The following is a 14529-nucleotide window of genomic DNA, read 5'->3' as shown; positions in this document are numbered from 1 at the left end:
GACTTCAGTCACATTGATCGACAAATTCGTTTGTATACGAATGAAAATCAGGGAGCCGTCTTGTCAGAATTTCCGCAAGAGAAAGCCGCACAGCGACAGGTCGCGGGTATCGATGTCGGCGGTACTTTCACCGATCTAGTGCTTTTCGACTCCGCCAATGGCACGGTGAGGCTCGCCAAGACCCCGACGACGATCGAGAACCAGGCTTTCGGCGTGCTCAATGCACTCGATGCCGCGGAGGCGGATATCGCCTCGCTCGACCTGATCGTCCACGGCACGACGACGACGACCAATGCGGTGCTGGAGCGCAATCTCTGCAAGACCGGCCTGATCACCACGATGGGTTTTCGCGACGTGCTGGAGCTCGGCCGCCGCACCCGACCCAACGCCTATGGTATGAAGGGCGAGTTCCGGCCGATCATTCCACGCGACCTGCGGCTTGAAATCCCCGAACGCATGGACGCCTCGGGCCGGGTGCTGACAGTGCTCGACGAGAGCGCTTTGCGCGCGGCCCTGAATGCGCTGATCGCGGTGGATTGCGAGGCGCTGGTCATCCACTTCCTGCATGCCTATGCCAACCCCGCCCATGAACTGCGCGCGGCCGAGATTGCCCGCGAAATCTGGCCGAACGGCAATATCACCATGGGCCACGCGCTGCTCTCCGAGAGCCGGGAATTCGAGCGCGGCGTGACCGCCGCCGTCAACGCCTCGGTGCAGCCGTTGCTCCGGCGCTATGTCGAGCGGCTGGCCGACCAGCTTGCCAGCCGTGGCTACAAGCACGATGTGCTGGTGATGAACGGCAATGGCGGCATGGTTTCTGCACGCTTCGTGGCTAATGAGGCGGCCAAGACGGTGATGTCAGGGCCCGCGTCGGGCGTGATGGCCGCTGCCTACACCGGCCGTCGTGCAGGCATTCCCAACCTCATCACCTATGACATGGGCGGCACTTCGACCGATGTGGCGCTGATCCGTGATGCGGAGCCCGCCGTCTCTAACGAGATCGAGATCGAATATGCGATGCCGATCCATGTGCCGATGGTCGACGTCCGCACTGTCGGCGCGGGAGGCGGTTCGATCGCGCGGGTGACGGCCGCGGGCCTGCTTCAGTTGGGACCGGAAAGCGCCGGCGCTTCTCCCGGCCCGATCTGTTATGGGCGTGGCGGCACGCGGCCGACGATTTCCGACGCCAATCTGCTGCTCGGCCGGCTCAACCCGGCGCGGCTGAATTCGGTGCCGGGCGGCATGTCGCTCGATGATATCAGAGCGATTTTCCAGAAAGACCTTGGTGACCGGCTCGGCCTCGATGCGACGGCAGCGGCCGATGCCGTGATCCGCATCGCCAATGCCCGTATGTCGGATGCGGTTCGGATGGTGTCGGTCAGCCTCGGCGAGGACCCGCGCGATTTCGCGCTCTTTGCCTTTGGTGGAGCGGGGCCGTTGCACGCTTCGGCCATCGCCCGTGAACTCGGCATCCCCAAGGTGCTGGCGCCATCGCGGCCGGGCATCACCAATGCTCTGGGCTGCGTGGTGGCCGACCTCCGGCATGATTTCGTCAACACGGTCAACCGGCCGGTGGCGAGCGTCGATATCCATGCCGTGCATGCGCTGTTTGCCAAACAATCCGAAGAGGGCAGGCGGCTGATCGGCAAGGAGGCGGTGGCGATCAGCGAGATCCGCGAAATCTGTTCGGTCGATATGCAGTTCATCGGCCAGACCCATCTCTTGCGCGTGCCGCTGCCGGGACCCGCGCCAACGCTCGCCGAATTGCAGTCTCGCTTCGAGGAAGCCTATTTCAACCGCTTCCATGTCGAACTCAACGAAATCCGCGCCAATCTCGTCAACGTCAACACCTCGGTTATCGGTCGCCGCGCCGAGATCGATCTTTCGATGCTGATCGATCCGGCGGGCCGCAAGGCGAATCTGGCCGAGGCAAAGACCGGATCGCGCGACGTATGGTTCGGCAAATGGGTCGAAACCCCGGTCTACTGGCGTGACCACCTGCCGGCCGACGCGGAAATATCTGGCCCTGCAATCGTGGAGCAAATGGACACGACCATCATCATCGAACCGGGTGATCACGCCGTACAGGATCGTGACGGCAACATCATCATCACGCTGGGAGCTGTGGCATGAGCATCGATCCGATCACGCTCTCGGTCATCCAGTCTGGCCTGCAGCAGGTCTGCGACGAGATGGACCTCAGCTTCTCTCGTGCGGCGTTTTCGCCCGTTATCGCCGAGGCCAACGACCGTTCCGATGGCATCTATTCGGCGATCGATGGCGCGCTCATTGCCCAGGGCGCGGCCGGCCTGCCGGTCTTCGTCGGCACGATGCAATATTCGACGCGCGTGCTGATCGAGATGATCGCGTCTGGCAAGGCGATCGCCCCGAAGCCGGGCGATATCTATATCGTCAACGATCCCTATCTCGGCGGTACGCATCTGATGGACGTGCGCTTCGCCATGCCCGTCTACCGCAATGGCGAAATCTTCTGCTGGCTGTCCAATACTGGCCACTGGCCGGATACGGGCGGCGCGGTGCCCGGCGGGTTTTCGGCCTCCGCAACCTCGGTGGAACAGGAAGGCCTGCGCCTGCCGCCGGTGCGGTTGTTCAAGCAGGGCGTGCTCGATACTGAGATCTACGCGATTATCTGCTCGAATATCCGGGTGGCGGATCAGCGCATCGGCGACGTCAAGGCTCAGGCCGCGGCGCTGCTGGTGGGTGAAAAACGTCTCGCGCGCATTCTCGATCGCTACGGCGACGACACGGTGACTGAGGCGATCGAGGAATTGCGCAAACGGGCATCGGATCAGATGCGCGCCAATTGCCGGCTGATCCCCGATGGCGTCTACCGGTCCGTCGCCTATGTCGATAGCGACGGCGTGGTCAACGAGCCGCTGGAAATCCGGCTGGCGATCACGGCCAAGGATGGCATTCTCGATTTCGATTTCACCGGCTCGTCAAAGCCGTGTGCCGGGCCGATGAATTCCGTACTGGCGACCACGCTGTCGGCGGTCTATCTCGGCATGCGACACATATTTCCCGACGTGCCGATCAGCGCCGGTGCCTTCGAGCCGCTCAGGGTGAAGACACCGGAGGGCACGTTCCTCGATGCGCAATATCCGCGCCCGGTCTCCGGCTGTGCGGCGGAGGTCAGCCAGCGCATTGCCGAAGCCGTGTTCCTGGCGCTTGTCGAGGCTCTGCCCGATCGCGTGACGGCGGCACCGGCCGGAAGTTCCGGCAATTTCGCGCTCGGCGGCCATGATCCGGAGCGCAACCGCGGCTTCGTCATGTACCAGATCTCCGGTGGTGGTTACGGCGGCAATGCCGATCATGACGGGCTCGCCAACGGCTGCTCGACGATCGGCATTTCCAAGGCGCCGCCGGTCGAGATCATGGAGCAGCAATTCCCGGTTCTCTATCATCGCTATGCGTTGCGCGAAGGTTCGGGCGGCGCTGGGCACCATCGTGGTGGTTTCGGACTGGATTACGAGATCGAACTGAGGCGCGGCGAGGCGACGGCGAGCTTTGTCATGGATCATGGCCGTTTCGGACCGCCCGGCGTGCTTGGCGGCAAGGACGGCCGGCCGAACTCAGTTCTGGTCACCCAGAGCGGCAAGGAAATGGTGCCGGAGCATCTTTCGAAGGCGCAGGATATTCCGCTCAAGCCCGGCGACCGGGTGCGGGTGGGCACGCCGGGCGGCGGCGGGTATGGCGATCCGCTGACTCGAGATCCGGCTGCCGTGGCCGAGGACGTGCGGCTTGGGCGCTACACGCCGGATGAGGCTCGCGCGCTTTTCGGCGTGGTGATCTCGAGTGATTTCACGGCTGACATGCCGGCCACGAAGGCGGCACGCGGTCAGTAACCGGGAACGTAATAGGGATCGTCGTAAACCGGGTCGTCATAGACGTCGGGGTCGCGGTACACCCGACGGCGGCGATACACTTCCCGATCGGCATTGGCCGGCCGTCGGGGTTCGTCACCATAAATGTCGTCATAACCGCGTACGGGTTCGTAGATTTCCTGCTCGCGGACATTGTCGGCAATCTCGACGCCGGGATTGCTGAGGTTGGTCACGACGACCGCTGTCCCGTCGGGCACCCTGCCATAAAGGTCTGCAACGTCCTGGTTGATCATGCGCACGCAGCCTGACGAGACGGATTTGCCGATCGTCCACCATTCCGGCGAGCCGTGAATGCGGTAGAGCGTGTCTTCCTTGCCCTGGAAAATATAGAGCGCGCGGGCACCGAGCGGGTTTTCGATCCCCGGCGGCATGCCGCCATTGTCGGCGCTGTATTTGGCAAGCTCCGGCTGGCGGGCGATCATATCGTCCGGCGGCGTCCATTTCGGCCATTGTCGCTTGTACTGGATCTTGCCGCGCCCGGCCCAGGCAAAGCCCGCGCGACCCAGACCGACACCGTAACGCATGGCCTGGCCATTTGGATAGGTGAAATAGAGGTAATGGCTTCCGACATCGACCACGAGTGTTCCGGGCGCCTCGCCGGTCGGGTCGGACACCATCTGGCGATAGAAGCGCGGATCAATCTTCTGATAGGGGATGGCGGGCAGAGGGAACTGTTCATCGGCCTTGGCCGCATAAAGCAGCGCCCCGTTGGCCTGGCTCACCCTAACTGTTTCGCTGCGTACTTCCTCCCGTACGGTTTCATTTGCCGTCGACGAACAGCCGGCGAGACCTGCCACAGCAACACTGCCGATACCGCAAAGAAATGTCCGACGGTCTATCCCTGATTTTGCCATGAAAACTCCAACGAAAACACACGAGGACGAGGCGGATCATAGCATCGACCCCACTATGCGCATAATCGCTGATATAGGCGTTTGTTCCAGTGGATGGAAGGACGGCGCGCTTTGACGCAGCCAGTCAGGCGTGACCGCGATGCTGCAATTGGTTGAGATCGCGCGATCCGGCCGCAGCGAGATGGAACCGGCGATCGGTCGCGACCGGGTCAATCCGGGCGACGGAGGGCAGCACAGTGGCTTCGATGCCGTTCCTGGCAAGCACGGCAAGTTCCCGGGCAACCTGACGATGGGCTGCGATAGGGCCGTCATGCAGCCGCACCACGCGTTTTCCCGCGAATTGCGAGAGGTCGGCGGGCGCTTCCATGCGCTTGGCTTCGCGGCGGCCAAGCTCGAGGACTGCGTTGGGGACGCTGCCGTCGAACACGATGACATCCGCCGACTGAAGCGCGCGCATAGCCTTCAGCGTCATTAGTTCGGGATCGTCGTGGCCGGCATCGACGAACGCGACGGAAGTCGCACGAGGCGTTCCGGCGGTCGCGATCTGGCGTGCCTCGAATGCCAGTTCCGACACCTCCTGGGCGCCGGGCGTCCGTTCTCCGAAGGCGCGATCCACGAACCTTTCCCAGAACGTCCGCCGTTGCGCTGATGTCTCGAGCATTGCCGAGACGCGATCGCGGATATCGCGGGCGAGCCCCGCCCAAGCGCTGAGCGTCCGGGGCAGTACCGCCTCGATGCGGCGGCGAACCGCCTGCGCCAGAATAGGGGCCGCGCCGTCGGTCGAGATGCCGATCACAAGGGGCGAGCGGTTGACGATGCTGCCGAACTTGAACTGGCAGAATTCCGGCTGGTCTATGACATTGACCGGCACCCCGGCCTCACGCGCGCGGTCGTGGAAGGCCTTGGCCTCATGCGGTTCGCATTCGCCGACCACCAGAGCGAAATGCTTGAAATAGGCGCCTTCCCAGTGGCAGTCGTGGTGGACGAAACGCGGTTGACCGAGAAGATCGCGAAAAGCCGGGGATAGCTCAGCGACAAGCGCAAACAGGTGCACTTCGGCGCCGCATGCGGCCAGAAGCTCGGCTTTCCAGGCGGCACCTTCGCCGCCGCCGGCGATGAGTACCGGCTTGTTCTTGAGGTCGAAGAAGACGGGTAGCGTGGCCAGCGCGCCGATGCTCGACCCACGTCTATTCCGCTGCGGCCGCAAGACATCCATCGATGATCCCCCTGATTTCGCCGCGGCACGAGCCGCAATTGGTGCCGGCGCTGGTCTGCTTGCCGACGGCTTCGACGGTCGAGCAGCCGCCACGGATCGCCGCGATGATCTGATTGATGCCGATCGAATTGCACGAGCAGACGGTAGCGCCCGGGTCGGGCCTGCCGGCGCCGGGGCGGCCGGCCACGAGCGCGAAGCGCGTCCTGAGATCGGCATGCCGTTCGGTGAGTTGCGCGACGGCCCAGTTGCGTGCGACCGCGACCGGCGATCGAGCAAGAAAGAGTGCCGCCAGCAACCGGTCCCCATCGAAGAAGGCGATCCGGATGTCACCAGTCTGCTGATCCGAATAGCCAATTGGCTCGATATTTGAAGGCAGGGCAAAGGCTGTCCGGCTCCACGAGGTCCAGTCCTCGATGATCTGATCGAAAGCAAGTTCGACACGCCACCCGCCATCCGCCTTGGCTCGCGCCCAATAGGAGGCATGGGCCGGGTCGGGGCAAGTCGTCGAGACCGCAAAGCCATAATAGGCAGCGGCGAGGGGGTTTGCCGACACGGCGACGTTCTTGGAGGCGGGCTGGCCGGAGAATGGATCGGTGATGCCGGGCACCAGTGCATCGATGCGCGCCTTGGCGGCGAACTGGTCGTTCCAGTGCATCGGCGCGAAGATATTGCCGCGCATCTGGCGTTCCGTGATCAGCGCGCGCACGATTGCGCTGCCGTGCGGGCTGTTGATCTCGACAAGCGACGCGCTTTTGATCCCGAGTTCCGCGGCGTCCTGAGGATGGATTTCGGCGAAGGGTTCGGCGATATGCGCCGACAGCCGAGCGCTGCGGCCGGTTCTTGTCATGGTGTGCCACTGGTCGCGGATGCGGCCCGTATTGAGGGTGAGGGGATAGTCCGCGCTCGTTCGATCGGTTTCCGGCAGGTCGGCCGCGATGAAACGCGCCTTGCCGTCTGGGTGGTAAAAGCGGCCGTCGGCGAAGAAGCGGCTCGCCATTGGTTGCGATCCGCTTGGCTGCGGCCACTGGAACGGCGAAAGCCTGTCGTAAGCGCCCTCCTCGATCGCGGCATAGGCCCCGATGTCGAAATCGCGGGTGCCTTCGTTCTCGAAGGCCGAGAGCGCGGCATGCTCGGCAAATATGTCGGCAGATGACCGGTAGTCGAAGGCGGCCGCATATCCCATGCGCTGCCCGACCTCGGCCATCTGCCACCAGTCCGGCCTTGCCTCCTCCGGCAAGTCCAGAAAACGTCTCTGGCGGGATATCCGCCGCTCGGAATTGGTGACCGTGCCGTCCTTCTCGCCCCAGCCGAGCGAGGGCAGCAGGACGTCGGCGTGCCGGGCGGTGTCGGTGGCCTTGAGGATGTCGGAGACGACGACGAACGGACAGGCCTTGATGGCGGCTTCGACCACGTCCGCGTCGGGCATCGATACGACCGGATTGGTCGCCATGATCCAGAGTGCCTTGATGCGTCCGTCGGTGACGGCCTTGAACATGTCCACGGCCTTGAGACCCGGCCTTTCAGCAATGGCCGGCGACTGCCAGAAGCGCTGGACCCGGTCGCGGTCGTCGGCATTCTCGATCACCATATGCGCCGCGAGCATGTTCGCGAGGCCGCCGACCTCGCGGCCGCCCATCGCGTTGGGTTGGCCGGTCAGCGAGAACGGGCCCATGCCGGGCCGGCCGATGCGGCCGGTGGCGAGATGACAGTTGATGATCGCATTGACCTTGTCGGTGCCCGACGAGGATTGGTTGACACCCTGGCTGTAGCAGGTGACGACGCGTTCGGTGGCCTCGAACATCTGGAAGAAGCGGCGCAGATGCATGGCCGGCAGCCCGGTGCGATCCATCAATTCTTCGAAGGAAAGGCTCGCCGCCGTCGCGAATGCTTCGCCGAAGCCGGTCGTATGTTCGGCGACGAAGTTTTCGTCGATCGCCGGCGTCTTGGCGAGATGGGCGAGCAGACCCATGAACAGTGCGACGTCGCCATCCGGTCTGATCGCCAGATGCAGGTCGGCGATGTCGGATGTCATCGTCCGGCGAGGATCGATGACCACTACTTTCAGGCCTGGTCGCACGGATTTGGCCGCAGCGAGCCGCTGGTAGAGCACCGGATGGCACCAAGCCATGTTCGAGCCAGTGAGGATCACGAGATCGGCAAGTTCGAGATCTTCGTAGGTGCCGGGCACGGTGTCCGATCCGAAGGCGCGGCGATGGCCGGCGACGGAGGACGACATGCAGAGCCGCGAATTGGTGTCGATGTTTGCCGAGCCGATGAAGCCCTTCATCAGCTTGTTGGCGACGTAATAATCCTCGGTGAGCAACTGTCCCGATACATAGAAGGCGACGGAGTCGGGACCGTGATCGCGGATCGCGTCCGAGAATTTTGAGGCGACGAGGTCAAGTGCCGTATTCCAGTCGGTCCGCTCGCCGGATATCTCCGGATGCAGCAGCCGACCGTCCATATCGATGGTTTCGGCGAGCGCCGAGCCCTTCGAGCAGAGCCGGCCCAGATTGGCTGGATGATCCGGATCACCCCGGACCGAGACCATGCCCGCGTCATCCGTCGCGGCGATGATACCGCATCCGACGCCGCAATAGGGGCAGGCGGTCTTGACCTCCGCCATTCCTATTCCGCCGCCATCAGTTGTTCCTCAAGTGCGATGAACAAGGCGCCATTCTCGTTGCGGACGGGAATGGTTCGCACCGCGCCTTCGTCCGCACCGAGCGCCTTGCCGGTTTCGAGCGAGATGACCCAGTTATGCAGCGGGCAGGTCACCGAAGCAGCGTGGACGATGCCTTGGCTGAGCGGCCCGCCTTTGTGCGGGCAATGGTCCTCGATGGCGAAGACCTCGTTGTCGGCCGTACGGAATACCGCAATCTTGCCCTGCGGGGTCTTCACGCAGCGTGCACCGCGTAGGGGGATCTCGTTGATGTCGCCTATGGCAATCCAGTTCATGTCAATCACCTTCACTCCGCTGCCTGGGAATAACCGACCGTCGCCATCGGTCGGAATTCATGCTTGTCCTTGCCCGAGACGCGCTCGGACCAGGGATCGACCTGGGCGAATTTCTGGCTGAAGATGAAGCGGTCGTAATAGGCTTGGCGCTTGTCGTGGTCGGTCATGATCTGGCGGCGGATTTCGTCCAGTCCGATGCGCTTCGCCCATTTGTAGATGCGCTCGAGATAGCGGCCCTGTTCGCGATACATCTGGGTCAGCGCGACGATGTATTCGAGCGCCTCGTCCTCGGTTTTGACCAGTCCGAGCACCTCGGTGCCCTTGATGTCGAGGCCCGCCGCGCCGGCGAAATGGATCTCGAAGCCGGAGTCGACGCAGATCACCCCGATGTCCTTGCAGGTGGCTTCGGCGCAATTGCGTGGACAGCCGGACACGGCCATCTTGAGCTTTGCGGGTGTCCATGAGCCCCACATGAATTTTTCGATGCGGATGCCGAGGCCGGTCGAATCCTGCGTCCCGAAGCGGCACCAGTCCGAGCCGACGCAGGTCTTCACCGTGCGCAGGCCCTTGGCATAGGCCTGGCCGGAGATGAAGCCGGCCTTGCCGAGATCAGCCCACACGGCGGGCAGGTCTTCCTTCTCGATGCCCAGCAGGTCGATGCGCTGGCCGCCGGTGACCTTGACCATCGGGATCTCGAACTTGTCGACGACATCGGCGATGGCGCGCAATTCTCCGGAATTGGTAACGCCGCCCCACATGCGCGGCACGACCGAATAGGTGCCGTCCTTCTGGATATTGGCGTGGACGCGTTCGTTGATGAAGCGCGACTGATAGTCGTCGGCATATTCGTCCGGCCAGTCGCAGACGAGGTAGTAGTTGAGCGCCGGCCGGCACTTGGCGCAGCCGCAGGAGGTCTTCCACTCCAATTCCTGCATCACGGCCGGAATGGTCTTCAGGTGCTTGGCCTTGATCAGGCGGCGCACGTCGTCATGGCCGAGTTCGGTGCAGCCGCACATAGGCTGCACAGCCTTGGGATTGTAGCTGTCGCCGAGCGTGATCGCCATCAACTGTTCGACGAGACCCGTGCAGGAGCCGCAGGAGGCCGATGCCTTGGTATGGGCGCGCACATCATCGAGCGACGTCAAGCCCTTGGATGTGATCGTTGAAGTGATTTTTCCCTTGCAAACGCCGTTGCAGCCGCAGATTTCCGCATCATCCGGCAAGGCTGCAACGGCCGCCATAGGGTCCAGCGGGGCACCCCCTTGATAGGCCTGTCCGAAGATCAGCGTCTCGCGCATCTCAGAGATGTCGGTCGCCTTCTTCTTCAAGTCGTTGAACCAGGCGCCATCGGATGTCTCGCCGTAGAGCACGGTGCCGATGATGCGATCCTGTTTGATGATCAGGCGCTTGTAAACGCCTGCAGTGGCGTCGCGGAGCACAATTTCCTCGCGGTCGTCGCCATCGGCAAAATCGCCGATCGAATAGAGGTCGATGCCGGTGACTTTGAGTTTGGTCGGCGTGTCGGAATGCACGAAGGCCGCCGATGTATCGCCGGCCAGATGCGAGGCGGCGACGCGGGCCATCTCGTAGAGCGGTGCGACGAGACCGTAGACCTGTCCGCCGACTTCGGCGCATTCGCCGAGCGCCAGGATATGTCCATCCGAGGTTGACATACCGTCATCGACAACGATGCCGCGATTGACCGCCAGGCCGGCGTCACGGGCAAGCTGGACATTCGGACGAATGCCGACCGCCATAACGACGAGGCTGGCGGGAATGATCGTGCCGTCGGCGAGCTCCACGCCCTCGACCTTGCCATTGCCGACGATGGCCTCGGTGTTGGCCTTGGTCAGCACCTTGATGCCGCGTTCCTCGACAGCCTTCTGCAGAAGGTAGCCGGCGGCAGGATCGAGTTGGCGCTCCATCAGCGTGGGTGCGACGTGAAGGACGGTCACATCCATGCCACGCAGGTTGAGGCCGGCCGCAGCTTCGAGGCCCAGTAGCCCGCCGCCGATGACAACTGCCTTGGCGCGCGATTGAGCCGCGAGCAGCATGGCCTGCACGTCGTCGAGATCGCGATAGCTCAGAACGCCGGGCAGATCGTTGCCGGGAACCGGGATGATGAAGGGAACGGAACCGGTGGCGATCACCAGCTTGTCGTAGCTTTCCGTAACGCCGTGGTCTGATGTGACCGTGCGCTTGTCGCGGTCGATTGAAACGATCTTGTGGCCCTTGTAGAGGGTCACGTTGTTTTCGATGTACCAACCATCGCCATGGATGACGATTTCCTCAAAGGTCTTCTCGCCCGAGAGCACCGGCGAGAGCATGATCCGGTCGTAGTTGACGCGCGGCTCGGCGTTGAAGATGGTCACCTGGTATTGGCCGGGTGCCTTCTCGAAGAGGTTTTCCAGCATGCGCCCCGGCGCCATGCCATTGCCGATAATGACGAGTTTCTTGGTCATGGATTACTCCGCGGCTTCGACGAAGCGGTGGCGTTCGTAGAGGAACTTCAGCACAGCTTCGCGGCATTTGAGATAGGTCCGGTCCGAGGCGAGCTCGATCCGGTTTCGGGGGCGGGCGAGGGGAATGTCCAGCACTTCGCCGATATGGGCGGCCGGGCCGTTGGTCATCATCACGATGCGGTCGGACAACAACACGGCCTCATCGACATCGTGGGTGACCATGACCATGGTGTTGCCGAGCCGGTGGTGGATTTCCATCACCGCGTCCTGCAGGTGGGCGCGGGTCAGTGCATCGAGCGCGCCGAAGGGCTCGTCGAGCAGCAGGATCTTCGGTTCCATCGCCAGCGCCCGGGCGATGCCGACGCGCTGCTTCATGCCGCCGGAGATTTCCGCCGGGCGCTTGTCCTTGGCATGCGCCATCTGCACCAGGTCGAGATTGGTCATGATCCAGTCATGACGCTCGGCCTTGGTCTTGGTCGAGCCGAAGACCTTGGTCACGGCGATGTTGACGTTCTCATAGACCGTCAGCCAGGGAAGCAGGCTGTGGTTCTGGAACACTACTGCCCGTTCCGGTCCTGGCGCATTGACCTCCCGGTTTTCGAGCAGCACTGCGCCTGTCGAGACCGGCGTGAGACCGGCGATCAGATTGAGCAGCGTGGACTTGCCGCAACCGGAATGGCCGATGATCGAGACGAACTCGCCCTTTTCGATGGTCAGGTTGATGTCGCGCAACACATCAGAGCGAGTGCCGCCGCGGTCGAAATGCTTGGCGATATGGTCGAGCTTGAGATAGGCCTGCATGATCGCCTCCTTAATTGGTCGCCGCGCCGCGGGTGATGAACTTGCCGACAGCCGAAACCAGCTTGTCGAGGAAGAAGCCGGTGACGCCGATATAGGCGAGTGCCACGATGATGTCGGGCAGGCGCGAGGAGTTCCAGGCATCCCAGATGAAGAAGCCGATGCCGACACCGCCGGTCAGCATCTCGGCCGCGACGATGGCGAGCCAGGAGAGGCCGATGCCGATCCTTAGGCCGGTGAAGATGTAGGGTGCGGCCGAGGGCAACATGATCTTCCAGAAGAATTCGAGATGGTTCAGCCGCAGCACCTGGGCGACGTTGCGGTAGTCCTGCGGGATGTTGCGCACGCCCACCGCGGTATTGATGATGACCGGCCAGATCGAGGTGATGAAGATCACGAAGATCGCCGATGGATTGGAATTCTGGAAGGCTGCGAGCGACAGCGGCAACCAGGCGAGCGGCGGCACTGTGCGCAACACCTGGAAGATCGGGTCGAGCCCGCGCATCACCCAGACCGACTGGCCGATGACGGCGCCGATCAGCACGCCGACGATTGCCGCCAGACCGAAGCCATAGGCGACGCGCTGCAGCGATACCAGCACCCGCCAGCCGAGCCCGATATCCTGCGATCCGAAATCGAAGAAGGGATGGGCGATCAGGTCATAGCTTTCCTGCCAGACCTGCGACGGCGGCGGCAGGGACGAGCCCGGCGCGGAACAGAGCAGCTGCCAGATGCCGAGCAGCAGGGCCAGCACGATCATCGGCGGAACAACATTCTTGGCGACCGACGCGGCAGCGCCCTTCAGATCGAACTTTTTCGAGGGGCGCGGCGCAAGCGCCACGACTTTGGCTTCTGTTTGCGGCTTTGCCGTCTTCATTGGCTTTTCCATGCGAGCCAGAGCAGTCATCGGTCACTCCAATAGTTTGGGAGGGGCCGGTGCCTTGCGGCGCCGACCAGAAGGGTCAGGAAGAGGCCTTGATCGAAAGGCTCTCGAGGTAGGCGGCGGGGTTTTCCGGATCGAAGACCTTGCCGTCGAAGAAGGTTTCCTTGCCGCGCGAACTGGTCCCGGGAATGTCGGCGGCAGCCACGCCGAGATCCTTGGCCGCGCCGCGCCAGACGTCCTCGCGATTGACCTTGTCGACCAGTCCCTTGATATCCGTATCCGGCGCCAACTTGCCCCAGCGGATGTTCTCGGCGAGGAACCACAAGTCGTGGCTCTTGAACGGGTAGGACGCGTGGTCCTGCCAGAATTTCATGTAGAGGTCGGTGCCTTCGGCGACCCGGCCATTGCCGTAGTTGATGTCGCCCTTCAGGCGGCCCAGAATGTCTTTCGGCGGCACGTTGAACCACTGGCGCTTACCGACGATGGAGGCCATTTCTTCCTTGTTTTCCATCTTGTCGCACCATTGCTGGGCTTCCATGAGGGCCATGACGATGGCCTTGGCGGCGTTGGGATTCTTCTCAACCCATTCGGTGCGCATCGAGAAGGCTTTCTCCGGATGGCGCTTCCAGATCTCGCCGGTCGAACAGGCGGTGAAGCCGATGCCCTGGTTGACCAGTTGTTCGTTCCATGGCTCGCCGACGCAGAAGGCATCCATGTTGCCGACCTTCATGTTCGCCACCATCTGGGGCGGGGGAACGACGATGACCGAAACGTCCTTGTCCGGGTCGATGCCGCCGGCGGCGAGCCAGTAGCGCATCCAGAGGTCATGCGTGCCGCCCGGGAAAGTGACGGCGACCTTGACCTCGCCGCCCGCCGCTTTCTTCGCAGCGAAGGACTCTTTCAGCTTGGAGGAGTCGAGGCCCGCGCCGGTCGCGGCATATTCCTTGGAAACCGAGATTGCCTGGCTGTCGAGGTTGAGGCGGGCGAGAATGGACATCGGCACCGGCACGTTGTTCTGCGTCACCTTGCCGGTCTGCATGAGATAGGGCATCGGCGTCAGGATATGGGCGCCGTCGATGCCGTTCGCCTCGCCGCCGAGCACCAGGTTGTCACGGGTCGCACCCCAGGAAGCCTGCTTGGCGACTTCGACGTCCGGCATGCCATGCTTTTCGAACAGGCCCTTTTCCTTGGCGATGATGAGTGCCGCCGAATCCGTCAGTGCGATGAAGCCCAGTTTGGCGCCGCTCACTTCAGGGCCGGCCGATGCGGCGAAAGCGCCAGAGGGAAAGGCGGTCTTGACGGCGCCGATCAGGGCGGCGGCGGCTGATGTCTTTAGCAGGCTGCGGCGGGTCAGGCCGGTCATCATTATCTTGGTCATCGCACTTCCCCTTTTTTGGGCGGAACCTGAAAATAAAAAACGCCGCTCGGAGATTGCGTCCATGGGATGGGAGTT

The 14529-nt window shown here is 62.9% G+C and carries 9 protein-coding genes and 1 pseudogene; 2 read left to right on the top strand and 8 right to left on the bottom strand.

Features of this window, described 5'->3' with window-relative positions; translation table 11 throughout:
- Positions 1 to 60 precede the first annotated feature (60 nt).
- The gene (locus tag IHQ71_RS14710; RefSeq protein WP_258157211.1) at positions 61 to 2133 is read left to right on the top strand and encodes a hydantoinase/oxoprolinase family protein; all 2073 of its coding nucleotides are present in this window, start codon (positions 61 to 63) and stop codon (positions 2131 to 2133) included.
- A complete protein-coding gene (locus IHQ71_RS14705) occupies positions 2130 to 3866 on the top strand; it encodes a hydantoinase B/oxoprolinase family protein (protein ID WP_258157210.1) in 1737 nt (578 codons plus the stop codon). Before IHQ71_RS14710 ends, IHQ71_RS14705 begins: the two co-directional genes overlap by 4 nt.
- Positions 3867 to 4066: 200 nt before the next feature.
- On the opposite strand, the pseudogene IHQ71_RS14700 reads toward IHQ71_RS14705, so the two are convergent.
- The 8 genes and pseudogenes from IHQ71_RS14700 to IHQ71_RS14665 all read right to left on the bottom strand — a co-directional run.
- Positions 4067 to 4759, bottom strand: a pseudogene (locus tag IHQ71_RS14700) (L,D-transpeptidase); the annotation flags it as partial.
- Positions 4760 to 4883: 124 nt separating this feature from the next.
- The gene (locus IHQ71_RS14695) at positions 4884 to 5975 is read right to left on the bottom strand and encodes an NAD(P)-dependent oxidoreductase (RefSeq protein WP_258157209.1); all 1092 of its coding nucleotides are present in this window, start codon (positions 5973 to 5975) and stop codon (positions 4884 to 4886) included.
- The gene (locus IHQ71_RS14690; RefSeq protein ID WP_258157208.1) at positions 5947 to 8601 is read right to left on the bottom strand and encodes a nitrate reductase; all 2655 of its coding nucleotides are present in this window, start codon (positions 8599 to 8601) and stop codon (positions 5947 to 5949) included. The genes IHQ71_RS14695 and IHQ71_RS14690 overlap by 29 nt, the downstream gene beginning before the upstream one ends.
- 2 nt (positions 8602 to 8603) lie before the next feature.
- Complete coding sequence (nirD, locus tag IHQ71_RS14685) at positions 8604 to 8933, bottom strand: nitrite reductase small subunit NirD (RefSeq protein ID WP_258157207.1); 330 nt, start codon at positions 8931 to 8933, stop codon at positions 8604 to 8606.
- Between the two features lie 11 nt (positions 8934 to 8944).
- On the bottom strand, positions 8945 to 11395 hold the full coding sequence (nirB, locus tag IHQ71_RS14680; RefSeq protein ID WP_258157206.1) for a nitrite reductase large subunit NirB: 2451 nt from the start codon (positions 11393 to 11395) through the stop codon (positions 8945 to 8947).
- Between the two features lie 3 nt (positions 11396 to 11398).
- Entirely contained in the window at positions 11399 to 12196 is a 798-nt protein-coding gene (locus IHQ71_RS14675) for an ABC transporter ATP-binding protein (RefSeq protein WP_258157205.1), read from the bottom strand.
- Between the two features lie 10 nt (positions 12197 to 12206).
- On the bottom strand, positions 12207 to 13100 hold the full coding sequence (gene ntrB, locus IHQ71_RS14670) for a nitrate ABC transporter permease (protein WP_258157204.1): 894 nt from the start codon (positions 13098 to 13100) through the stop codon (positions 12207 to 12209).
- 55 nt (positions 13101 to 13155) lie between these two features.
- Entirely contained in the window at positions 13156 to 14454 is a 1299-nt protein-coding gene (locus IHQ71_RS14665; RefSeq protein ID WP_258157203.1) for a CmpA/NrtA family ABC transporter substrate-binding protein, read from the bottom strand.
- Positions 14455 to 14529: the final 75 nt, after the last annotated feature.

The organism is Rhizobium sp. TH2, assembly GCF_024707525.1.
Lineage (GTDB): Bacteria > Pseudomonadota > Alphaproteobacteria > Rhizobiales > Rhizobiaceae > Rhizobium_E.
Note: the sequence above shows the minus strand (reverse complement) of the source record. Positions and strands in the feature narration are given on the sequence as shown.